Origin of the sequence: Pacificimonas flava, from assembly GCF_000342165.1 — a bacterium.
Classification (GTDB): Bacteria; Pseudomonadota; Alphaproteobacteria; order Sphingomonadales; family Sphingomonadaceae; genus Pacificimonas; species Pacificimonas flava.
The window spans coordinates 168,119-189,232 of the sequence record NZ_AMRV01000004.1; the positions used below are offsets into that span (position 1 = coordinate 168,119).

The following is a 21,114-nucleotide window of genomic DNA, read 5'->3' on the forward strand; positions in this document are numbered from 1 at the left end:
AGTCCTGATGATTAGCCGCGCCAGAAGCGCGGCATGAACAGGATCAGGACCGTAAACAGTTCCAGCCGGCCCAGCAGCATGGCGAAGCACAGCACCCACTTTGCCGCGGCCGGCAAGGTCGAGAAATTGCCGGCAGGACCGATGGTGTCGCCAAGGCCGGGTCCGACATTGGCAAGCGCCGTGACCGCCGCGCTGGCGCTGGTCAGGAAATCGAGATCCATTGCCATCAGCGCGATGGTGATGAGCGAATAGCAGACGAAGAAGATCGCGAAGAACACGATCACCGACGCCACCACGTCGTTACCGAGTGGTTTGTCGTTATAGCTACGCGGAAACACGCCCCGCGGATAGAGCAGACTGCGGAAATGGCTGCGCAGAAGCAGGATCAGCACCTGGAACCGGAAAATCTTGATGCCGCCGGACGTGGAGCCGGTACAGCCGCCCATGAAGGTCAGGCCGAAAAATGCGCCCACCGCGACGCCGCCCCAGGTGGAATAGTCCGCCGTTGCATAGCCCGTCGTCGTCACTACGGACACGACGGAGAAGGCGGCATTGCGAAACGCGGCCTCGACGCCGTACTGATCCGTTATCAGCAGATAAAGCGCAACTCCGGTCGCTGCGAGACCCAGGAAGACCAGAAAGGCGCGAACCTGACTGTCCCACAGCGCACTGCGCTCACCGGCCATAAAGCGGACGTAAAGGACGAACGGAATGCCGCCCGCCAGCATGAAAAGCGTCGCGATCCATTGTATGCCATTGTCTTCCCATGCTCCGAAGGACTGGTCGGACGTTGAGAAGCCGCCCGTCGAGAGCGTGGTGAGTGCATGCGCGACAGCCTCGAAGGGCGTCATGCCGGCCAGCCAGTAGCAGGTGCCGGCAAGGATGGTCAGTCCGAGATAGACCATGGCGACGGCCATGGCGATTTGGCGCACCTTGGGCATGACCTTTTCCGACCGATCGGAGGATTCGGTGCGGAAGAGCTGCATGCCGCCGATACCCAGTGTCGGAAGCACCGCGATTGCGACTCCGATGATGCCGATGCCGCCGGCCCACTGCAAAATGGCGCGCCAGAGCAAAAAGCCGGGCGGCGCCTCGTTCAGATTGCCGATGACCGTGGAGCCCGTGGTCGTCAGGCCGGACATGGATTCGAAAAAGGCGTTTGTGACGCTGCCGCTGGTCAGTCCGAAATCGGAAAAGAAAAACGGCAGAGCGCCGATCATCGCGACCATCATCCACGATAGAGGCGTCAGCAGGAACGCCTGGCGAATGGTGAGACCGCTTTTCAGGCTGCCCCGGCCGCTGCGGCGCATGATGAAGCCCAGGACGAAGGCTAGCGCAGCGGCCATGGCAAAGGCGCGCCAATCGTCGTTGCTGGCGTACATGTCGACAAACATGGGAAAGAGCATGAGACCGCTGACCGCAATCAGGACCTGACCGACCAAATAGGCAACCGGCAATATTCCCCTGCCGGCCAGCGAGGGCGGCTTGGCATTGGCGTTGATCGTGCTCACTGGAACAGGCGCCGCTTTTCGCCCAGCAGGATCTCCAGCGCCTGTATGGCATCGTAAGTGACCACCGCGATGATGTGGTCGCCGGTCTCGAACCGGGTATCGTCGCCCGGCATGATGATCTCCTCCCCGCGAATGGCGAGACCGATCCGCACCCCGTCCGGTATGGAGACCTCTCCCAGGGGGCGCGCGGCAAGCGGAGAATTTTCGCCAAGCACGAACTCGATCACCTCGCCAAAATCCTCCGCAATGGTATGCAGAGCGGAAATGGCGCCAGCGCGTACGTGCCGCAGAACCGTCGAGATCGTCACCGAACTGGGGCTGACGACGGTATAGAGGCCGAGCGTCGGCAGAAGCGGCTGATAGGCTTTCTTGTTGACCAGCGTGATTGCGCGGGTGCAGCCTGCGCGCTTGGCGAGCACGGAGGCAAAGATATTCGTCTCGTCGTCATTCGTGACCGCGATGACGGTCTCCGCCGCCCCGATCTGCGCATCCTCCAGCACCTGTCCCTCCAGGGCATCGCCTTGCAGCACGATGGCCTCGTTTCCGAGTTCGCGCGCCACATATTCGGCGCGCTTGATGTCATGCTCGATCAGGTGGATGCCGACACCGGAGGAGTCCGCGATCAGCAGCCGTGCAAGATGGAGACCCACATTGCCGCCGCCGACGATGACGACGCGCCGTGCCTCACGCTCGCTGTGCCCGAAGCATTTCAGGATATCCTCGGTGTTTTCCGTGGGCGCTGCCAAATAGACATCGTCGTCCCGCTGAACGACATCCTTCATGCCGGGAAAGAATGGACGGCCCTCTCGAAAAACGACAAGAATGGTGGCGCTTGCCAACTCGCTATGCCCGCACAGATCGAGATAGCGCTCTCCCAGCAGCCGACAGGCCGCGTCGCAGTGGATGCCCGTCAGCTGGATCCGCCCGCCCGCCAGGATCTGCATGTCGAATGCACCGGGCGTGCGTAGCCGCCGCGCAATGGCGCCTGCGATTTCCAGTTCCGGGGCGATGATCTCGTCGATGGGCAGATGCTCTGCGGCGTAGAGGCCCTGCCGCGCAGGGGCGATATAACCGGCATGGCGCAAACGAGCGATACGCCGCTTCACTCCGAACAGCGAATAGGCCATCTGACAGGCCACCATGTTGACCTCGTCGGAGCGCGTGACCGCAATCAGGATATCGGCGTCGTCCGCGCCCGCCCGCTCCAGAATGCGCGGATAGGATGCATGGCCCAGAACGCCGCGAACGTCATGACCCTCGTCTATGCGGCGAACCGCATCCTCATCCTGGTCGATGACGGTAACGTGCATTCCTTCGCGCGCGAGTTGGCGCGCTATGGTCGATCCGACCTGTCCGGCACCGCAGATAACGATCTTCAAGGATTGCCCCCTTCGCACAGGACGCCGTTCGGGCGGCGTCCCGCAATGAACGGCTCATGTTACGCGCAGGAGCAAAGGCGCGTTCCGCGTCGCGGTCAAGCCGTGGGGTTCGGAAGCGCTATGGCAGCCGTATTTCCGGCTTTTGGGGGCTCGCTATTCCGGGTGAGCGCGCGGGCGCGGTCCACCGCGCGTTATCCGGGGTGTGGGGCGCCGAACCTCTATAGAGGAACGACGGGTCTCCGCTGCGCGCGGCCGCGGCTGCACTGCTGGGCGAACGGTGCGTGTGGGGGCGCGGGCTCGCTCGCTCGCCCGATCAGAACCGCCGCGGCCGCGCCAATTCCGGTCACGGTCCCCCCGGTCGATCCGGCTTCGGCCGCCGGTCCACCGATCGCCGTCACGGCGGTTTCCGTCCCATCTGCTCCGGTCGCCATCGCGGTCCCGGTCACGACGGTTCCAGCGATCATCGCGATCGCGCCGGTCCTCCCAACGGTCGCGGCGCTCATGCCCGCGCCGCTCCAGCGCATCGAGCCGGCGATCGTACCGATCGAGGCGAACATCGCGGTGCGCGGCGCGCCAGCGCTGATATTGCGCCTGCCGCGCCAGCCAATAACGCTGATGCCGGCTGTTCCACCCGTGGCGCGTGCCGCGCCGATCGTAAACATAGGTGCCGTAGCCGGGATAATAGAGATTGTCGTACCAGCCATAATAGACCGGAATACCGGCACGCGCGGCCGCGCTGTAACCGCTGCCGCGACCGTAGCCGTCATAATAGGGGTCGTAATATCCGCCGGAACTGTAGCCGATTGACGTGCTGCCATAGCCATAGTCGCCAAGAGAGCACGCGCCCAGAAGCAATGCGCCCGCGCCGATCAGGGCAGGCCGTACGATCCGTTTGATGGACATTGGTGTCCCTCCTCAGATGTGTCCCCAGCCTGTTTGGGAGTAGCAGGCGGCCATTGAACCGCTGCTGAACCGTGCCGGGCGGGCGGAACCGGATGGACGTCGCGATAGCGCGTGGCAGAGGAGGAAACGGGAGAGACTGCGGGGCCGGGTTGTCCGCGATATTCACGCGGCGCCCGGCCCCGGCAGGAAGAAAGGCGCGCGGAACTGCGCCTCGACAGGTTACGCCTTGGAAAGGTGCGGCGAGATCAGCTTGTTCATTTCGAACATGGTCACCTTGTCCTTGCCGAAAATCGGCTTCAGCTTGGCATCAGCCATGATCTCGCGCTTGTTTTCCGGGTTCTGCAGATCGTTCCTCTTGATATAGTCCCACATGCCGCTGACCACCTCTGCGCGCGTCATCGTCGACTTGCCGGTCACCGCCGCCAGCTCAGGCGACAGGGTCATCGGCTGCTGCAGGGCATTGTTGGATTTCGCCACTTTTACGTCTCCGAGAAAAGGGACGCGCGGTTCGAAGCTCAGATTCGCATCGCTCCGTATGCCGCGCGCCGGTTGTAATTGCGCCGGTTAGAACGGGGATTGGGAGGGCGGTCAATCGAAAAGGCGGCGGATGCCCGGGCTTTGGCGACGGGGAGAACGAAAATTTCGCAAGCCGGCGTGACGAAGCGCCGACGGTTGCGTTAGTGGGGCCTGCATGACTGCAGAATCCGCACCCTTCGCCGCCCCGATCTCCACCGACGAGCATCCGACATTTGTTACTCATCTGGAATGTAGCTGGACGGGCAAGCGCTACGAGGCTGGCCGCGTGCACGGCTTGTCCGAAGCCGGCAGGCCCCTTCTTGTGCGCTACGACCTCGACGGCGTCGCGGCGAGCCTGAGCAAGGGCGAAGTGATCGCACGAGGCGCCGGCATGTGGGCCTGGCGCGAAATGCTGCCGGTCACGCAGACCGGGAACGTCGTCAGCTTGGGGGAGGTGGCAACGCCGCTCGTACCGCTCCCCCGCCTCGGCGCGCGCCACGGCGCCGCCGCTCCTGTCGCCAAGGACGAGGGGCGTCTGCCGACCGGCAGCTTCAAGGCGCGCGGTCTCGGCATGGCCGTATCCATGGCGCGCGAGCTTGGTATTACGCGGATCGCGATGCCGACGAATGGCAATGCCGGCGCCGCGCTCGCTGCCTACGGAGCGGCGGCCGGTATGGAGACATATGTCTTCTGCCCAGAGGATACGCCGGAGGTGAACGTGCGCGAGATTGCACTGCAGGGTGCGAAGGTCTGGCGCGTCAATGGCCTTATCGGTGACTGCGGCAAGATCGTCGGCGAGGGCAAGGAACATATGGGCTGGTTCGACATGTCCACGCTGAAGGAGCCCTACCGGATCGAGGGGAAGAAGACGATGGGGCTGGAACTGCTGGCGCAGCTTGGCTGGGAGGTGCCCGACGTCATCTTCTATCCGACGGGCGGCGGCACGGGTCTGATCGGCATGTGGAAAGCCTTTGCCGAACTGGAGGCGATGGGCTGGATCGGCAGTGAACGCCCGCGCATGGTGGCCGTGCAGGCCTCGGGCTGCGCGCCGATGGTGCGCGCCTGGGAGAAGGGGGAGCGGACAGCGGAACCCTGGAAGGATGCACACACCGTCGCGGCCGGCATCCGCGTTCCCGGCGCCGTCGGCGATTTCCTGATCCTCGACGCGGTTCGCGAAAGCGGCGGATTTGCGATTGCCGTCGACGATGCGGACATCATGGCGATGCGCGACCGCGTTGCGACGGAGGACGGTCTGCTTCTCTGTCCGGAAGGTGCGGCAACGGCAGCGGCATGGGAACAGTCTCTGGCCGAGGGGCGCATCGCCAAAGACGATCGCTGCATCCTGTTCAATTGCGCGACCGGTCTCAAATATCCGATGCCGCCGGCGGAGCGGGCGCTCGATCGTCATAAGCCCATCGACTGGGACGATATCGCAGCGGGCTAACATCCGTCGCAACTCTGCGCGCATCCGGCCGTTGTTCGGGAAATCTTTTCGGAAGGAGACGATCCCCAATGACGGTCAATACCGGCAGCGCACGCTATGAAGGCCTCGGCAAGGCGGGAAAGGGGCATGTTTCGACCGGCTCCGGCGCGCTCGACAACCAGCCATACGGGTTCAAGACCCGGTTCGAGGACGCGCCCGGCACCAATCCGGAGGAACTGATCGGGGCGGCCCATGCCTCCTGCTTCACCATGGCGCTGTCCTTCGCGCTGGCAAAAGAAGGGTTCGAGGACGGTCAAATCGATACCGAGGCGAAGGTGACGCTGGAGAAGGACGGAGACGGCTTCAAGGTTTCCCGTTCCGACCTCAAGACCACTGCGCGCGTGGAGGGCATATCGGAGGAGCAGTTCGGCAAGATCGCCGACGGCGCGAAGACGAATTGCCCGATTTCGAAGCTGCTGAACGCAGAGATCACGCTCGACTGGTCGCTGCAGGGCTGAGCCGCATGTCCTACGATCTCTGGTATTGGGCGGGCCTGCCGGGGCGCGGCGAGTTCGTTCGCATTGCCCTGGAGGCGGGCGGCATTCCCTATCGGGAGCGCGGCCGCGAAGAGGGGACGGATGTCGCCGAGCAGTTGGAGCGCTACGACAGCACCCCTCCCTATGCGCCGCCCTGGCTCGACACCGGAGAGCTGGTGCTGGCGCAGACGGCGAACATTCTCCTCTACCTCGGCGACCGGCATGGTCTGGCGCCGAAGGACGCCAAGGGGAAATTGTGGGTAAACCAGCTGCAGCTGACCATAATGGACATGGTTGCAGAGGCACACGACACCCATCACCCGATTGCCGATGGCGCCTATTATGAAGAGCAGAAGGAGGCAGCGAAGCAGGCGGCGGAGCAATTTCGCGGCGAACGCATGCCGAAATTCTTTCGCCACTTCGCGAAGACGCTGAACGGAGAACGGAAGTTCTTCGCGGGTGAGGCGTGGAGCTATGCCGATACGAGCTTCTACGTCCTGATGAGCGGTCTCGAGTTCGCCTTTCCCCAGAGAATGGCGACGTTGCGGCCGGAATATCGCTCCCTGTTCGAACATCGGGATCGTGTCGGGGAATTGCCGGAACTGCAGGATTACCTGGCGTCCGACCGGTGCCTGCCATTCGAGAACGGCCTGTTCCGGCATTATGAAGAGTTGGACGCTTCGGCCTGAGCAAGGCGCCGCGGGGGCTCAGCATCGGTCGATCAGCGACCGCGCTGCGGCGGGATTTCGGACCTTGGCGCCGGCGATGAAGAACAGGAAGACGTCGCGTCCGTCCTTCAGACGCGGCTGTTTGGTCGCCGCGTAGTGCAATCCTTCGGGCGCGTGACCGTCTCGCCATGACCCCGCAATTCGCGCCCATTCGTCGAGTTCCGCTGCAGGATAGCCGGTCTCCTCATCCTCCCGGCTTTGCATCAGGCGGGCGTAGACGAAGTCCGATGTCAGGTCGGCGATCTGCGGATATTCGGCATGATCCGCCAGGACGATGGCGACGCCGGCATGGCGGGCCAGCTCAACAAAGGCGGTATCCGCGAAGCTGGCATGGCGAACCTCAAGGGCATGGCGAAGCGGCACGCTCTCCTGCTGCTTCGGCAGCATATCCAGGAACGCTCCAATCTCGTCGGCGTCGAACCTCTTCGTCGGCGCAAGCTGCCAGAGGATCGGGCCCAGCTTCTCGCCAAGCTCTGTCAGGCCCTGAGCGCAAAACGTCTCTATTGCCTCCCCGGCCTCGGCGAGATTCTTCCGATTGGTTGCGTAGCGTGACGCCTTTACCGCGAACCGGAAGCCGGGCGGCGCCGCGTCGGCCCAGTTGGCGAAGCTTTGCGGCTTTTGCAGCCGGTAATAGGTGGCGTTGATCTCAAGGCCGGTAAGATGTTCCGCGGCATAGGCCAACTCGTCCTTCTGCCGCAGGCCGTCGGGATAGAAGGTGCCGCGCCACGGCTCGTAGGTCCAGCCGCCAATGCCGATATGGACTTTCCCGCGGGTCATCTTCTCCCTACGCATCAGTGGGCGGTAAGGGGGCAGGGATGAAACTGAAAATCGGTCCTGGCGCAATGGTCGCCGCGGCCTTTATCGGGCCGGGTACGGTGACCGCGTGCACGGTAGCGGGGGCGGAGTTCGGCTATGCGCTGCTGTGGGCGCTGCTGTTCGCGGTGCTGGCGACGATGGCGCTGCAGGAGATGGCGGCGCGGCTTGGCACCGTCGCCGGTGCCGGTCTGGGGGAGGCGCTGCGCCGCGAACTGCGCGGAAATCGCCTCCGCTGGCCGCTGTTCGCCCTGATCGGCACGGCCCTCTATGCCGGCAATTCCGCCTATGAGGGCGGCAATCTGTCCGGCGCGGCGCTGGGGATCGAGGCGCTGGGCGGCGGCGAGGGAAGTTTCCGCGTTGCCGTCATGACCATCGCTGGAGCGGCCGCGCTGCTGCTGGCGCTGGGAAGCTACCGGCTGCTGGAGCGGGCGCTGATCGCCCTCGTTCTGCTGATGGCCGCGGCGTTCCTGGCAGCGGGCATTGTGGTGGGGGTCGACATGCGGGCGCTGGTGACGGGCCTGTTCGTTCCCTCGGCACCCGGCGGCAGCGCGCTGACCGTCGTGGCGCTGGTCGGCACGACGGTCGTTCCCTACAACCTCTTTCTTCATGCCGCCGCTGCGAAGGCGCGCTGGCACCCGTCCGGCGATGTCGCTGCGGCACGCGGCGATACGGTGCTGTCGGTCGGCCTTGGCGGGCTGATTTCGATCCTGATCGTCGCCACCGCCGCCGCCAGCCTGTTCGCCGAGGGGATGAGGGTGGAAGGCGCCGCCGACATGGCCGCGCAGCTGGCACCCCTCTTCGGCGATTTCGCGCCGATCCTGCTGGGCACCGGCCTGTTCGCCGCCGGGCTGACCAGCAGCATCACCGCGCCGCTGGCGACGGGATATGCAGTCGCCGAGGTGCTGGGCTGGCCGAGCGATGCGAAGGACCGCGGCGTTCGGCTGGTCGCCATCAGCGTCGTCGGGTTCGGAACCCTCGTCGCGCTGACCGGGGTGCGGCCGGTCGAGATCATCATAACGGCCCAGGTCGCCAACGGCCTGCTGTTGCCCATCATGGCCGCGTTCCTGCTGTTCGCCATGAACCGGCACGGCTTGCTCGGCAGTGCGGCGAACGACTGGTGGGCCAATGCACTGGGCCTGCTGGTGCTGATCGTGTCCACCGGGCTGGGTGCCCGCGCCGTGCTGGCGGCGACTGGCATTCTGGGCTGAACGCGGTTCGAATTCATGCGGGCGGTGGAGGCGAATGGTCCTATACTGCGCGCCGCGCCTGCCGGCATCTGCCGCCGCCGGGCGCCGGAGACCAGACCATGGCCAAGGAAAAGCACAAGAAGGGCAACAAGGAAGCGCGAAAGCCCAAGAAGGAAAAGGTGAAGACCATCGCCGCCAACCCCTCCACCAAGGGTGTGCCGGCCAAGACTTAGGCTCTCTGCGGGCGGGGATGGCGCGGGCGCATGCCCGCCTCCCTCCGCCCCTGTTTTCATGCTAATGCGGCCGCTTCCTCGGTGACAAAGGAGACACGCATGGCGACGATTGAACCGGATGCAAACCCCGTCCAGGGCGCGTGTCTGTGCGGCGCGGTTAGCGTCACGCTGAAGGATGCGCGGCCAGAGGTTTCGGTTTGCCACTGCGATATGTGCCGGCGCTGGGGCGGCGGGCCGTTCCTGGGTGTCAGCGGCCGTGTCAGCCAGCCGGCGGGACACGAGATCGCGGGCGCGGACGCGCTGACCGTTTACCGATCCTCCGACTGGGCGGAGCGGGCGTTCTGCGGCCGCTGCGGCAGCCACATCTATTACCGCTATATTCCGGGCGACCATTACAGCTTCACCGCCGGGCTGTTCGCCGGCGCGGACGGGTTTTCGATCAGCGAGCAGATTTTCATCGACGAAAAGCCTTCCTATTATTCGCTGGCCGAGGACACCGAGACGCTGACCGGCGCCGAGGTGAAGGCGAAATACGGCATTGGCGGTTGAGGGTACGCCGCCGCCAGATCCCGGTCCGCCCCGCCGTTGTCCGGCCCCGTCTCCTCCGTTGACGGGCGGGGCGCGGCAGCGCAGAGTTTCCGCATGGCACGCGAATACAAGACCTTCGCCCAGTTCTGGCCGTTCTACCTGCGCGAACATTCGCGGCCCCGGACGCGGGCGCTGCATTATGTCGGCACATCGCTGGTCGTCCTCCTTGCCATTATCGCCGTCCTGACGGGCAATTGGTGGCTGCTGATCGCGCTGCCCGTTGCGGGCTATTTTTTCGCCTGGATCGCGCATTTCACCGTCGAGAAGAACCGCCCCGCCACCTTCACCTATCCGCTCTGGTCGCTCTATGCCGATTTCCGCATGTGGGCGCTGTGGATCACCGGGCGGCTGAGGCCGGAGCTGGAGCGTGCCGGGGTCGATTGACAGGCCGTACTGTATTAGTGCTATAGCACGCCCTTGAGAAGCAGGAGGGCGTATGGACGACATCGGCATCATCATCACTGTGTTCGGCGCCCTGGCGTTCGTGTGCAAAAGCCTGTTCGACGTCATCGGCCTGTGGCAGCGCGAACGCACGCTGCGCGCCGCCATCAAGGCGGGCGGGGGAACGGTAGAGACGCTGCTGCGCCGCCCGGACGAGCGTTCCGCCGCCTCTCTGGCGCTGTCCGGCGCGCTGCTGATCGCGCTGGCCGTCGCCGCCCTCGCCGCGCTGCTGTGGAGCGGGGAGGAGACGGCGACGGACCTGATGCCGCTGACCCTGCTGACGCTGCTGCCCGGATGCGTCTATCTGGGCGCCGCCTGGCTGCGCCGCCGCCGCGAAAGGCGCCGAGCCGGCCCCGAACGCGCGCTGCCGGCGGAATAGCCCGGCAAACGCCCGAACGGGGCGGGTTTCCGCCGAAGTGGACAGGGTTCCTACAGCGGCGAAGTTGACAGTCTGGACACTCATATGCGCACGGGTGCGGGGGGATCAGTCCCCCACCTCCCGCCGCGCCCCCCGCCGCAGCCCGCGCCGCACCAGCGCGTTGAGGCGCGCGGCAAAGCGTAGCCGGTCGCCCCGCCGCCGCATTTCCGGCGGCACCGGCTTGTCGCGCAGGTCGCCGTAGAAGACCGGGTCGTGATGCGACAGCAGCCACATGGCGAGGCGGTTGTCATGGCGGCGGCGCACCGCCTTCACCTCTCCATCAGCGCCGGTCACCACCTCCTCCTGTCCCTCCATCGCGCGTTCCCACAGCGTGTCGGTCAGCGCATGGCACGCCTGCCGCAGTGCCGCGTCCCACGCGTCTGAAAAGGCGGCGGCATCGGCGCGGGCTCGCAGGGCGTAGGCGGAGGAGCGGCTGCGCCCGACCGCACGGCAGGCGTGCGACACGCAGCCCGTTTCCGCCAGCACGGACAGGAAGTGCCGCTGCACCTCAGGCGCCCAGCCGTCCCGCCGGGGCTGCATCCGCACGGGTGCATAGTCCGCCGGGTCGGCATAGATTTCGCGCGGATCGCCGACGAAGACGGAACCGCCGTGCGGCGCCGCCGACGCCTCCGCCCCGGCCCCGCCGGCCTCTCCATCCGTTGGCACATCGGGCGCGAACGCCAGGCCGGCATCGCGTTCGGTGCCGCCGCAGGCAAGCGTGACGGCCAGCCGCTCCTCCGGCGTCAGGCGCCCGCGATCGAGGATCGCATCGAATTCGGGCGTGCCGGGAACGGGCGCGGGCAGCCCGGCATCCGCGGGCGCGGCATCGTCAGGGCCAGCATCGCGGCGGGGTATGGCGGCAGAGTATGCGGAGATCATGGCGTTTCCTTTTCAAGATGTGGAACCGCCGCAATCAGTAGACACAGAATTTCCTATTAGGGAACACCCCCTAAGCGGGGAAGGCGCTCCACACTGCGCGGGTGGCGGCGCGCGCCGGGCGGGGCGCGGGCCCTATTGGGCCCCGGGGTCCGAATAGGGCTGGCGGTCCGTCCAGCCGCACCCCTCCCGCGTGCCGCCGCGCACGGTCAGCATGATGAAATAGGGGTAGGTGCGGTCCGACATGCCGTCGCTGCATTCGGCGGGTGTCGCGGCGAGGGCGAAGGGCTGCCCGTCCAGCGTGCCCGACCAGGAGACGCCGTTGCGCCCGGCAAAGCGCGTCACGGCAATCTCCGCCGCGCCGCTTGCAGCGGCGGCGCTTGCGTCCTCGCGGCGCGCGTCCCCGCCCTCCGCCGGCGTCTCATACCGCAGCCCATCCCCCGCCACCTGCGCACTCCAGAAGGGCTCGGTTCCGAGCGCGTGCAGGGTTTCGGAGGGGGCGATGGCATGGAAGGGCTGCGTGTCGCCCTCGTCGCCGGGGAGGTCGTCGCCGCTGTCGGGGCCGTTACATGCGGAGAGTACGAAGCCGGACGAGGCTAGCACGAGCAGGGCGCACGAGGGAAATGACTTAGGAGGCACGAATATGCTGCTCCTTTCGCATGAGAAGATGCAGGAAGCTGGCGCCTAAAGAATGCTAACCAAGAATTTGGGATCTATACACCTAGCTAGCCGCCGACCGATTACTCTTTGACGATGGCATTCGGCGGTGGCTCGATGCTGTCCCAGCGCTCTGCAATGGACTGGCAAGCCGCTTCCATGTTGGCAAAGCGACTGACGGCATCGCCGGGAGCCTCAATGAATTCTCCGGTTGCCGCATCCAACGTGACGCAAAGCTTATGTTCAGCAGCTTTCTGATCATCGCCGTCAAGCATCTTTCGGCAAGCGAAAAGCAATGACGATTGCCACTTACCGACATCTTCGGAGAGCGGCTTGCCCTTGGCGTATCTGATTGACAGGAAACCCGTTCGCAGACGGTTGGTTTTTGTTGTTCGCTGCAAAGCCAATCGAAGGTCCGGCTTGACCTCGACCCCTGCCATATCGAGCGTGAACGGGTCTGGCATCGGTGCGATTTCGGCTTTGGGAAACTTCTCGGGATCGAACACCTCGGCGTAAGCGTCCAGCACGTCCGCGTTAAGGTCGAATAGGTTCCTGTCGAAATCGGTGTCGGCCATCATTTCACGAAGCCGCTCAGCCTCTTCGTGAAGCGGGTCGGGCGCATCAGAACCATTCCGCAAGAAATTTGCGATAAATCCCTTTGCGTGTTGATGCTGGAGAAGCTTTGCGATTGGAGGGAATTTGCAGCCACGGATTATCGTACGCTTAGTCCGTTCTGACGCATCCATATAGTCGGCCAAATAACGGCCATTGACTTTCGGGCTCTTTACAAGTCGATGCGTCGGATTCTCGGGCATAATCAGTCCTTATGGAAGCATGGTGTTATGGCTGACATTTATCTTACCGGGCAAACCCCCGAAGGAACGAAACTATCGATTGCGCCCATTTCCTCGCGTAGATTGGAGCGGTGCGCCGAAGTTCCGGGTGATACGAGCGGGTATTTTCTGACCGAGGAATCTCCGCACGACCCTCTCGGGACAGTCACAATCTTAGCGCGCGTTGAAGGCATTGACGCTGCTATGCGCTTAGGACGGATGTTCGCGCTGGCATAAACTACGGCTTATACTCAATTTGCTTATTTACGGGTAGTGCTTTGATGTCAGCATAAACTAGCTGCATCGGTTCTACGGCGGCTGGGTCCCGTTCTTTGAAGTACTTGAGCGCGTTCCCGCTGGTAATCCAATTGTCCAATCTCTGATTGAATTCTGTCATGAGTTCGTTCGGATAAAGGCGCGCCTGAACGGTGGGCCTTTTACCATCATCAAATTCGTGTGGATATGTCGGAAAAGAGTCGGGGTCGTGGCCCTTATCGCGTAACCATCCAGAGAAGATTTTTCCGAGTGAGATATCAGGCATCAGCTTCGCTGGTATCACATATCCCTTGGCTTCCAGCGCCCCTAGCAGCTTGAATGTCATTTGATCGAGCATCGAAAAGTGGGTGGCAGGAATCTTGCTCCGATTAATCAGGTAGCGTCGAATATGGTAAGGAAACTGGTAGGCACTCTTTGAGCTGCCGTTCATCCACTCGAACACCCACTTGGATACGAGAACGGCAAACTTCGGAGATGCCCATTGCCCCAGGTTGATAGCCACCTGAGGGTGAACCCATGTTCCCTGCATTTGGGGGTGACCACCCTTAATGATCTGCACCAAATCCGATATCGGGATCCCGATATCGGCTGATAGCTCCGCCAAAAATGCCTTAGTCGCCTTTGTTTCCAGATAGTGGCCAAGGAGCTTGCCGCTCGCTTGGCAAAGTGCGGTGGCGTTTACGTAGCCATCGTTCGCGCGCTGATCGATTGAGACTTTTTCAACCTTATGCTCGATCAGTGGCAGTTTCCATTGAGAGTCATCGTCGTCGGTTTTCGCCGGCTTGCTGGCTACCACCATGGCCTTACTCACCGTCTCGAATGGCGCGTCTATCGGCTCAATCGTCTCTTGGTCGTCAGGCATTGATGAGCCCCCTGTATGTCAGCCGCTTGCCATTCATGCGAGCAATTGTCTTTTCAATCAAGCGCATGGTGCCATCCTGCGCGGTGTTTTGGCGAAACGCAAACTCGCTGACATTGCGGTGCAGGTGTTGGGGGACATGTAATGAGACACGCCGTAATGACCGCGCTTAATTAGGGCCCAGAAGGTCTCGATGCCGTTCGTATGGATGCAGTAGTGCAAAACATATTCGTCAGGATCGCACATTCGACAAATGCGAGGCGTCAGTGCATCCGGCGGGAGGGCGCGGCATGAAATTGGATTGCCGGTGGAAAGTGTGACGAGCAAAAAAGTCGCAAAATTCCGAGCTGGATATGCGTTGATCACCGATTAGCGGCTCTGCGGCTGATCGTGACTCATATAATCATTGTAACTGGCGGTTTCGCGTTAAACGACGAAGACGCGTTACTGCTGTCGTCTTCGGGAGATGCCATTCGGCAGGCATCGGCCCGAGGAGTTACAAGCGACGCCGGACACAAAAATCATGCTGAGAATGAGGGCGGCGAGGGTACCGCCCTATTTCGTTGGGCGCTTCAGCGGCTTTCGGCCGGCACGTAGAGTTCTGCGCCCTCGTCCTTAAACTTTTCGCTCATGTCCTTCATGCCTTCTTCCGCTGCCGTCATTTCATCCGTGTTGAGTTTGGCGGCGTAGTCGCGGACGTCCTGGGTGATCTTCATGGAGCAGAATTTGGGGCCGCACATGGAGCAGAAATGGGCGGTCTTTGCGCCCTCTGCCGGGAGGGTCTGGTCGTGGAAATGCTCCGCCGTTTCGGGGTCCAGCGACAGGTTGAACTGATCGCGCCAGCGGAAATCGAAGCGGGCGCGGCTGAGGGCGTCGTCGCGCATCTTCGCCGCCGGGTGCCCCTTGGCAAGGTCGGCGGCGTGGGCGGCGATCTTGTAGGTGACGACGCCGACCTTCACATCGTCGCGGTTGGGGAGGCCCAGATGCTCCTTTGGCGTCACATAGCAAAGCATGGCGGTGCCGTACCAGCCGATCTGCGCCGCGCCGATGGCGGAGGTGATGTGGTCGTAGCCGGGGGCGATGTCGGTGGTGAGCGGGCCGAGCGTGTAGAAGGGCGCCTCGTGACAATGCTTTAGCTGCTCCTCCATGTTCTCCTTGATCTTGTGCATGGGGACGTGGCCCGGCCCCTCGATCATGACCTGGCAGTCCTGATCCCACGCGGTCTTCGTCAGCTCGCCCAGCGTGCGGAGTTCGGCGAACTGCGCCTCGTCATTCGCATCGGCGCCGGAGCCGGGGCGCAGGCCATCGCCCAGCGAGAAGGACACGTCATAGGCGCGGCAGATTTCGCAGATTTCGGCGAAGCGTTCGTAGAGGAAGCTCTCCTTGTGATGCGCCAGGCACCATTTCGCCATGATGGAGCCGCCGCGGCTGACGATGCCGGTGACGCGCTTTGCCGTCATGGGAACGAAGGGCAGGCGGACGCCGGCGTGGATGGTGAAATAATCGACGCCCTGCTCCGCCTGCTCGATCAGCGTGTCGCGGAAGATGTCCCAGGTCAGATCCTCGGCAATGCCGCCGACCTTTTCCAGCGCCTGATAGATGGGGACGGTGCCGATGGGGACGGGCGAATTGCGCATGATCCATTCGCGCGTCGTGTGAATGTCGTCGCCCGTCGACAGGTCCATGACGGTATCGGCGCCCCAGCGTATGGCCCAGACCATCTTGTCGACCTCTGCCGCGACATCGCTGGCGACCGCGCTGTTGCCGATATTGGCATTGATCTTGACGAGGAAATTGCGGCCGATGGCCATGGGTTCGAGTTCGGGATGGTTGATGTTCGCCGGGATGATGGCGCGGCCGCGCGCAATCTCGTCGCGCACAAATTCCGGGGTGATGAGGTCGGGGATCTCGGCGCCGAAGGGCTGGCCGGGGTCGCGGTTTTCGATGGCCCGCTCCCGCCCCAGATTTTCGCGGATGGCGACATATTCCATCTCGGGCGTGACGATGCCGCGCTTCGCATAGGCCATCTGGGTGACGGCCTGACCGGATTTGGCGCGCAGGGGGCGCTGCACGACGTTCGGGAACAGCGGGGCGGCGGAGGCCTTGCGGCTGCCGCGAATGCCGTTGTCCTCCGGCCTTACGGCGCGGCCGTCATAATCCTCGACATCGCCGCGTGCGCGCACCCACTCGCCGCGCACGGAGGGGAGGCCGCGCATGATGTCGATCTGTGCGTCCGCGTCGGTGTAGGGGCCGGTGGGGTCGTAGACGCGCACGGGCGGCTCAAGGGCGGAGGGTTCCAGCGCGATTTCACGCACGGGGACGCGGATGTCCGTGTGCTGCTTGCCGGAGAGATAGAGCTTGCGGCTGGCGGGCAGGGGGCCGGTGGTGACGTTTAGCGAGTCGGGGCCGGAAATTTCGGTGCGGGCGGGGATGTCGGCCATGGATGCGTGGTCCTTCCTCAATAGGGGACGCGCACGGCGGCTGGGAGGCGGGGCCGCGGAATAGGGGATTTCGGGCCCCGGGCGCGGCACTGGTTCCTTCCCTACGCCGGCACGACCCGGGTCAGGTTCGAAGGGTTCGGCCGGCTGTCACGACCATCTCAGCCCGCCTTGGCGCGGGCACCCCTGGGAACGATATGCTGCGGACGAGGGTAGGGGCGCGGGCGCCGCCTTACAAATAGTATTTCAGGCGGATCGTCTCACTGGTGTCTCCATCGACCGGGAAGCGCACGCGTTTGTAGGCGGGCGGGCCGAAGGGGGCGGAGGCGTTGTTGGAGAAGCCGACCCCCTCCGTCGGGAGGCCGATGAAGCTCTTGTCGAGCCGTTTGTTGTCGTTTTCGTCGTGGATGACGGAGATGCCGTAGGCGCCCAGGGGCAGGGCGGCGACGTCGACGGTGACGGTCTCGGCAGAGGCGGGCGCGGCGAGGCGGGTGACGTCATCCGCATTCTTGCAGTCGGGAAAACCATCCCCCTCCGCCCAGATGCACAGGCGCACGCTGCCCTTCGTTGAGCGCAGCCCCTCCAAGACGACATGCAGGGTGGCGGGGGCGGCGCTATTCGGGGGCGGCGGCAGGGGTGTGGACGGGCCGGGCGCCAGAGCCAGAAGCAGCGCGGCGAGCGGCAGCGCGGTCAAAGGCTTCACGTTCCTCACGTCCGAAATCTCCCGCCAGGCCGTCGTCCGTTTTGCAGAGCCGGTCCCAGAACCGGAAATACAGGCCGAAATTGCAGGCATAGTTCTGATGATGCCTGTGATGATGTGATGCGGTTATCACCGCACGTCCGAACAGGCCATTAACAAAGCGGGCGGGGAAGATCTCCCACCCCAGATGGTTGGTGGTGCCGAACAGGGTCATCACCGCCAGCACGAGGCCGAGCGCGGCGATATGGATGGGGATCAGGAAGACGAGCGCGGGGATCAGGAGCGCGCCCGACAGGCTTTCGGTCCAGTGAAAGCTCATCGCCGCCCAGGCGGTGGGCGGGCGGCTGTTGTGGTGCACCCGGTGCATGACGGGAAACAGGCGCCGGTGATGCATGGCGCGGTGCGTCCAGTAGAACCAGGTGTCGTGCAGGAACAGGTAGAGGAGGATGGAGGCCGGCAGCCACCAGAGCGGATAGGCGGAAAGGTCCGTATAGATCGCCGTGCCGCCGGCGTGGAACCGCCAGATGGCGCTGGCGGTGGGGGCGCCGTAGATGAAGGCGGCGATAAGCGACCAGCGCCGCTCCGCCCGTTGCTGCCGCCGCGAGCGCGCGGAGCCATGCAGGCCGGGCCGCGCACGGGCGGTGATGGCGGCGAACAGGCCGGAGACGGCGAGATAGCGCGCACCGACGATCAGCGTCATGGCAAGGATCAGAATGGCGAGCTGGAGCATTTCGGCCCAGCCTATCACGCGCCGACCCCTGGCGGCACCCCCACTCGCGTCACCGGGGAAAGAGACGGGCAGCGAAAGCGGGTGGCGGCGGCGCGGCCATGCGGTTACGCCGGCCGGCGTGAGAAATATTCGAAACCCTGGGGGCAACATGGTGAGGAAAACGGTTCTGCTGCTGGGCGCGGCAATGCTGGCGGGATGCGCAGCGAGCGGGTCCGCGCCGATGACGGAGGAAACGGACATGGCGAGCGCAGCGCAAACCGGCGCGCAAAGCGGAAATGATCTGGCGGCCATGCGCGGGGCGATCGCGCCGGTCGAGATGAACCCGGACACCAGCTTCCTGAACGCGGAGGAGCGGCAGGTGGTGAACCTGCTGATCGACGCGGCGGAGATGATGCGGGAAATTTATCTGCGGCAGGCCTATGCCCGCAATCCGGAGGTGCGGGCTGCCATCGCGGCGTCGGGCGATACGCAGGCGCTGGCCATGTTCGACCTGCACATGGGACCTTGGGACACGCTGAACGAGAAACACCCCTTCTGGGGCGACACGCCGGCGCCGGAGGGCGCGGGCTTCTATCCCGAAGACCTGACGCGGCAGGAACTGGACGCCTATCTGGCTGCGCACCCGAACGAGAAGGACAGCATCCTGAACGGTTACACCGTCGTCCGGCGACAGGGCGAGCGGCTGGTCGCCGTGCCCTATTCGGAGGCCTATGCCGAATGGCTGCGGCCGGCGGCTGCCAAGCTGAGGGAGGCGGCGGCGATCACGTCCAACGCCAGCCTGAAACGGTTCCTGACGCTGCGTGCCGATGCGTTCCTGTCGAACGATTATTACGAGAGCGAGCTGGCGTGGATGGACGTCAGCGGCACGCCCATCGAAATGGTCATCGGCCCCTATGAGGTCTATACGGACGAGCTGTACGGCCAGAAGACCGCGTTCGAAGCTTTCGTGACGCTGCAGAACCCGGAGGAAGCGGCGAAGCTGTCGCACTACAAGGCGCTGCTGAAGGACATGGAAGCGAATCTGCCGGTCGCCGACGGGTACAAGAATTTCGAGCGGGATTTCAATTCGCCGATCCTGGTCGCCGAACAGGTGCATGGCGGCGGCGACAATGAGCGCGGCGTGCAGACGATCGCGTTCAACCTGCCCAATGACGAACGCGTGCGGGAAGCGAAGGGCGCGAAGAAGGTCATTCTGGAAAACGTGCTGGGGGCGAAATACGACCGCATTCTGGTGCCGCTGGCGAAGCTGGTCTTGCAGCCGCAGGCGGCTGCGCAGGTGTCGAAACAGTATATGACGCTGTTCACGCTGTTCCACGAACTGGCGCATAGCCTGGGGCCGGGCACGATCATGGTGGAGGGGCGCGAAACCACGGTGGGCGCCGAGCTGAAGGAAGTCTATTCCGCCAGCGAGGAAGCCAAGGCCGACATCATGGGCATGTGGAACCTCCTCTACATGATGGAGCGCGGCGAACTGCCGGCGGCGGAGCAGAGCGAACTGCTGGCGACCTATGCCGCCGGCCTGTTTCGGGGCATGCGGTTCGGCATCGACGAAGCGCATGGCCGCGGCGCGGCGCTGCAATATCGCTGGATGCGGGACAAGGGCGCGCTGGTCTGGGACGAGGAGGCAGGCCGCTTTCGCGTCGACGAGGAAAAGATGGTCGCGGCCATCGAAAGCCTGACGGCGCGCATCGTCACCCTGCAGGGCGACGGCGACTATGCCGGCATGAAGGCGTTCTTCGAAGAGACGGCGCGGCTGGACGGACCGGCGCGAATGGTGATCGCGTCGATGGACAGCGTGCCCATCGACATCCAGCCCATCTATCCCGACCAGATTTGAGAAAGGCGGACAGAGTCCCTTGCGCGACTACGACCTGATCCTTGCGGGCGGCGGCCTGGCGGCCGGCCTGATCGCCATGCGGCTGGCCGACACGCGGCCATCGCTGAACGTCGCCATCGTGGAGGGCGGGGCGCGCGTGGGCGGCGACCATATCTGGTCGAGTTTCGACACGGACATGCGCGGCCCGCAGCGCCTGTGGACGGACGAGCTGTACGGCCATCGCTGGCAGGGCGGGTACAAGGTGAAGTTCCCGGCGCTGTCGCGCGAACTGCGCACCGGCTATGCCAGCGTCCGGTCGGAGGCGCTGGACGCCGCCGTGCGCCAGCGCCTGCCAGCGGACAACATCATGACCGGCACACGCATCGAAAAGGTGCTGCCGAAGATGCTGCGCCTGTCGGACGGGCGCGTGCTGCAGGCGGCGGCGGTCATCGACTGCCGCGGACAGGATGCGTCCAAGCATCTGCAACTGGCCTGGCAGAAATTCGTCGGGCTGGAGATCGCGTGCAAGCTGCCGCATGGGCGCACGAAGCCCGTTATCATGGACGCGTCGGTGCCGCAGATCGGCGGCTACCGCTTCGTCTATGTTCTGCCCCTGTCGGAGACGCGGCTGCTGGTCGAGGACACCTATTATACGAATGGGCCGGAGCTGCACGAGCGCGAGGTGCTGAACCGGGTTCGGGACTATATCGCCGGGCTGGATATCGGCGCGCATGAGGAGGGACGCATCGAGACAGGCGTCCTTCCCATTGCGCTGGACGGCGATATCGAGGCGTTCTGGGACGACGAGCCGAACGGGCCGGTGCCGCGCGCCGGAATGGCGGCGGCGCTGTTCCATCCGGTGACGGGATATTCCTTTCCCGATGCGGTGGAAACGGCGGATTTCCTGAAATCGCAGACGCGCCTCGACGCGGGACCGCTGTACAAGGCGCTGCGCGGTTTCAGTGTGGAGCGGTGGAAGGCGCGCGGCTTCTACCGCCTGCTGAACCGCATGATGTTCGAGGCGGCCGCGCCGGAGCAGCGTTACCGCACCCTGCAACATTTTTACGCATTGGACGAAGGGCTGATCGAGCGCTTCTACGCAGGGGAAAGCACGGCCGGCGACATGGCGTGTATCCTGTCCGGGAAGCCGCCAGTGCCGCCCATGAAGGCGCTGGGCGTGCTTGCCCGCTCCGTGCCGAAGATCAGCTGGCGGCCGCGTTGGCGCCGGAAGCAGCAGGACCTGTAGACCT

21 protein-coding genes, 1 pseudogene and 1 riboswitch are annotated in these 21,114 nt (G+C 64.2%); of the genes and pseudogenes, 9 read left to right on the plus strand and 13 right to left on the minus strand.

Features of this window, described 5'->3' with window-relative positions:
- Nucleotides 1-11: 11 nt before the first annotated feature.
- The 4 genes from C725_RS08010 to C725_RS08025 all read right to left on the minus strand — a co-directional run bounded on the left by C725_RS08010 (nt 12) and on the right by C725_RS08025 (nt 4,270).
- Nucleotides 12-1,511, minus strand: a complete 1,500-nt coding sequence (locus C725_RS08010) for a TrkH family potassium uptake protein (RefSeq protein WP_008601766.1) — start codon at nt 1,509-1,511, stop codon at nt 12-14.
- Entirely contained in the window at nt 1,508-2,890 is a 1,383-nt protein-coding gene (gene trkA / locus C725_RS08015; protein WP_008601767.1) for a Trk system potassium transporter TrkA, read from the minus strand. Before trkA ends, C725_RS08010 begins: the two co-directional genes overlap by 4 nt.
- A 153-nt stretch (nt 2,891-3,043) precedes the next feature.
- Nucleotides 3,044-3,793, minus strand: a complete 750-nt coding sequence (locus C725_RS15340) for a hypothetical protein (RefSeq protein WP_008601769.1) — start codon at nt 3,791-3,793, stop codon at nt 3,044-3,046.
- Between the two features lie 219 nt (nt 3,794-4,012).
- On the minus strand, nt 4,013-4,270 hold the full coding sequence (locus C725_RS08025; RefSeq protein ID WP_008601771.1) for an SWIB/MDM2 domain-containing protein: 258 nt from the start codon (nt 4,268-4,270) through the stop codon (nt 4,013-4,015).
- A gap of 214 nt (nt 4,271-4,484) precedes the next feature.
- Between C725_RS08025 and C725_RS08030 the strand changes: the two genes are divergently transcribed.
- The 3 genes from C725_RS08030 to C725_RS08040 all read left to right on the plus strand — a co-directional run bounded on the left by C725_RS08030 (nt 4,485) and on the right by C725_RS08040 (nt 6,957).
- Entirely contained in the window at nt 4,485-5,753 is a 1,269-nt protein-coding gene (locus C725_RS08030) for a threonine synthase (protein ID WP_038282304.1), read from the plus strand.
- A 68-nt stretch (nt 5,754-5,821) separates the two neighbouring features.
- Entirely contained in the window at nt 5,822-6,250 is a 429-nt protein-coding gene (locus tag C725_RS08035) for an OsmC family protein (protein WP_008601775.1), read from the plus strand.
- Between the two features lie 5 nt (nt 6,251-6,255).
- On the plus strand, nt 6,256-6,957 hold the full coding sequence (locus tag C725_RS08040) for a glutathione S-transferase (protein WP_008601778.1): 702 nt from the start codon (nt 6,256-6,258) through the stop codon (nt 6,955-6,957).
- Nucleotides 6,958-6,975: 18 nt separating this feature from the next.
- Here the strand turns inward: C725_RS08040 and C725_RS08045 are convergent, their stop codons facing one another.
- Nucleotides 6,976-7,773, minus strand: a complete 798-nt coding sequence (locus C725_RS08045) for a DUF72 domain-containing protein (protein WP_008601779.1) — start codon at nt 7,771-7,773, stop codon at nt 6,976-6,978.
- A 38-nt stretch (nt 7,774-7,811) separates the two neighbouring features.
- On the opposite strand from C725_RS08045, the gene C725_RS08050 reads away from it, so the two are divergent.
- From C725_RS08050 to C725_RS08065, 4 genes are all read left to right on the plus strand, one after another.
- Nucleotides 7,812-9,020, plus strand: coding sequence for an Nramp family divalent metal transporter (locus C725_RS08050; RefSeq protein ID WP_038282308.1), 1,209 nt, complete (start codon nt 7,812-7,814; stop codon nt 9,018-9,020).
- A gap of 311 nt (nt 9,021-9,331) precedes the next feature.
- On the plus strand, nt 9,332-9,781 hold the full coding sequence (locus C725_RS08055) for a GFA family protein (protein ID WP_008601785.1): 450 nt from the start codon (nt 9,332-9,334) through the stop codon (nt 9,779-9,781).
- A 93-nt stretch (nt 9,782-9,874) separates the two neighbouring features.
- Complete coding sequence (locus C725_RS08060) at nt 9,875-10,204, plus strand: Mpo1-like protein (protein WP_008601787.1); 330 nt, start codon at nt 9,875-9,877, stop codon at nt 10,202-10,204.
- Between the two features lie 52 nt (nt 10,205-10,256).
- Nucleotides 10,257-10,640, plus strand: coding sequence for a hypothetical protein (locus C725_RS08065; RefSeq protein WP_008601789.1), 384 nt, complete (start codon nt 10,257-10,259; stop codon nt 10,638-10,640).
- Between the two features lie 105 nt (nt 10,641-10,745).
- On the opposite strand, the gene C725_RS15345 is transcribed toward C725_RS08065, so the two are convergent.
- The 8 genes and pseudogenes from C725_RS15345 to C725_RS08105 form a co-directional block, all read right to left on the minus strand.
- The gene (locus tag C725_RS15345) at nt 10,746-11,558 is read right to left on the minus strand and encodes a hypothetical protein (RefSeq protein ID WP_008601790.1); all 813 of its coding nucleotides are present in this window, start codon (nt 11,556-11,558) and stop codon (nt 10,746-10,748) included.
- A gap of 132 nt (nt 11,559-11,690) precedes the next feature.
- Nucleotides 11,691-12,194 (minus strand): COG3650 family protein, encoded by a 504-nt coding sequence (locus C725_RS08075; protein ID WP_078056203.1) that lies wholly within the window; start codon nt 12,192-12,194, stop codon nt 11,691-11,693.
- A gap of 101 nt (nt 12,195-12,295) precedes the next feature.
- Complete coding sequence (locus tag C725_RS08080) at nt 12,296-13,027, minus strand: hypothetical protein (protein ID WP_149864598.1); 732 nt, start codon at nt 13,025-13,027, stop codon at nt 12,296-12,298.
- A gap of 256 nt (nt 13,028-13,283) precedes the next feature.
- Entirely contained in the window at nt 13,284-14,183 is a 900-nt protein-coding gene (locus tag C725_RS08090) for a KilA-N domain-containing protein (protein ID WP_200858597.1), read from the minus strand.
- Nucleotides 14,176-14,387, minus strand: a pseudogene (locus C725_RS16680) (transposase); the annotation flags it as partial. The gene C725_RS08090 and the pseudogene C725_RS16680, both read right to left, overlap by 8 nt.
- A gap of 365 nt (nt 14,388-14,752) precedes the next feature.
- Complete coding sequence (gene thiC, locus C725_RS08095) at nt 14,753-16,621, minus strand: phosphomethylpyrimidine synthase ThiC (protein ID WP_008601796.1); 1,869 nt, start codon at nt 16,619-16,621, stop codon at nt 14,753-14,755.
- Nucleotides 16,622-16,702: 81 nt separating this feature from the next.
- A riboswitch (TPP riboswitch) is annotated at nt 16,703-16,816 on the minus strand.
- Between the two features lie 34 nt (nt 16,817-16,850).
- Nucleotides 16,851-17,312, minus strand: coding sequence for a DUF2141 domain-containing protein (locus tag C725_RS08100; RefSeq protein WP_051051267.1), 462 nt, complete (start codon nt 17,310-17,312; stop codon nt 16,851-16,853).
- Nucleotides 17,233-18,048, minus strand: a complete 816-nt coding sequence (locus C725_RS08105) for a sterol desaturase family protein (RefSeq protein WP_008601800.1) — start codon at nt 18,046-18,048, stop codon at nt 17,233-17,235. The genes C725_RS08100 and C725_RS08105 overlap by 80 nt, the downstream gene beginning before the upstream one ends.
- Before the next feature lie 148 nt (nt 18,049-18,196).
- Here C725_RS08105 and C725_RS08110 point away from each other — a divergent pair, with 148 nt between their 5' ends.
- Nucleotides 18,197-19,885 (plus strand): dipeptidyl-peptidase 3 family protein, encoded by a 1,689-nt coding sequence (locus C725_RS08110; RefSeq protein WP_008601801.1) that lies wholly within the window; start codon nt 18,197-18,199, stop codon nt 19,883-19,885.
- Between the two features lie 19 nt (nt 19,886-19,904).
- Nucleotides 19,905-21,110, plus strand: a complete 1,206-nt coding sequence (gene crtY, locus C725_RS08115; RefSeq protein WP_008601802.1) for a lycopene beta-cyclase CrtY — start codon at nt 19,905-19,907, stop codon at nt 21,108-21,110.
- The last annotated feature ends 4 nt before the right edge of the window (nt 21,111-21,114 follow it).

Coding starts and splice junctions, on each gene's coding strand:
- C725_RS15340 (WP_008601769.1), bottom strand. CDS start 3,793: ATGTCCATCAAACGGATCGTACGGCCTGCCCTGATCGGCGCGGGCGCA.
- C725_RS08030 (WP_038282304.1), top strand. CDS start 4,485: ATGACTGCAGAATCCGCACCCTTCGCCGCCCCGATCTCCACCGACGAG.
- C725_RS08035 (WP_008601775.1), top strand. CDS start 5,822: ATGACGGTCAATACCGGCAGCGCACGCTATGAAGGCCTCGGCAAGGCG.
- C725_RS08040 (WP_008601778.1), top strand. CDS start 6,256: ATGTCCTACGATCTCTGGTATTGGGCGGGCCTGCCGGGGCGCGGCGAG.
- C725_RS08045 (WP_008601779.1), bottom strand. CDS start 7,773: ATGACCCGCGGGAAAGTCCATATCGGCATTGGCGGCTGGACCTACGAG.
- C725_RS08050 (WP_038282308.1), top strand. CDS start 7,812: ATGAAACTGAAAATCGGTCCTGGCGCAATGGTCGCCGCGGCCTTTATC.
- C725_RS08055 (WP_008601785.1), top strand. CDS start 9,332: ATGGCGACGATTGAACCGGATGCAAACCCCGTCCAGGGCGCGTGTCTG.
- C725_RS08060 (WP_008601787.1), top strand. CDS start 9,875: ATGGCACGCGAATACAAGACCTTCGCCCAGTTCTGGCCGTTCTACCTG.
- C725_RS08065 (WP_008601789.1), top strand. CDS start 10,257: ATGGACGACATCGGCATCATCATCACTGTGTTCGGCGCCCTGGCGTTC.
- C725_RS15345 (WP_008601790.1), bottom strand. CDS start 11,558: ATGATCTCCGCATACTCTGCCGCCATACCCCGCCGCGATGCTGGCCCT.
- C725_RS08080 (WP_149864598.1), bottom strand. CDS start 13,027: ATGCCCGAGAATCCGACGCATCGACTTGTAAAGAGCCCGAAAGTCAAT.
- C725_RS08090 (WP_200858597.1), bottom strand. CDS start 14,183: ATGCCTGACGACCAAGAGACGATTGAGCCGATAGACGCGCCATTCGAG.
- thiC (WP_008601796.1), bottom strand. CDS start 16,621: ATGGCCGACATCCCCGCCCGCACCGAAATTTCCGGCCCCGACTCGCTA.
- C725_RS08105 (WP_008601800.1), bottom strand. CDS start 18,048: ATGCTCCAGCTCGCCATTCTGATCCTTGCCATGACGCTGATCGTCGGT.
- C725_RS08110 (WP_008601801.1), top strand. CDS start 18,197: ATGGTGAGGAAAACGGTTCTGCTGCTGGGCGCGGCAATGCTGGCGGGA.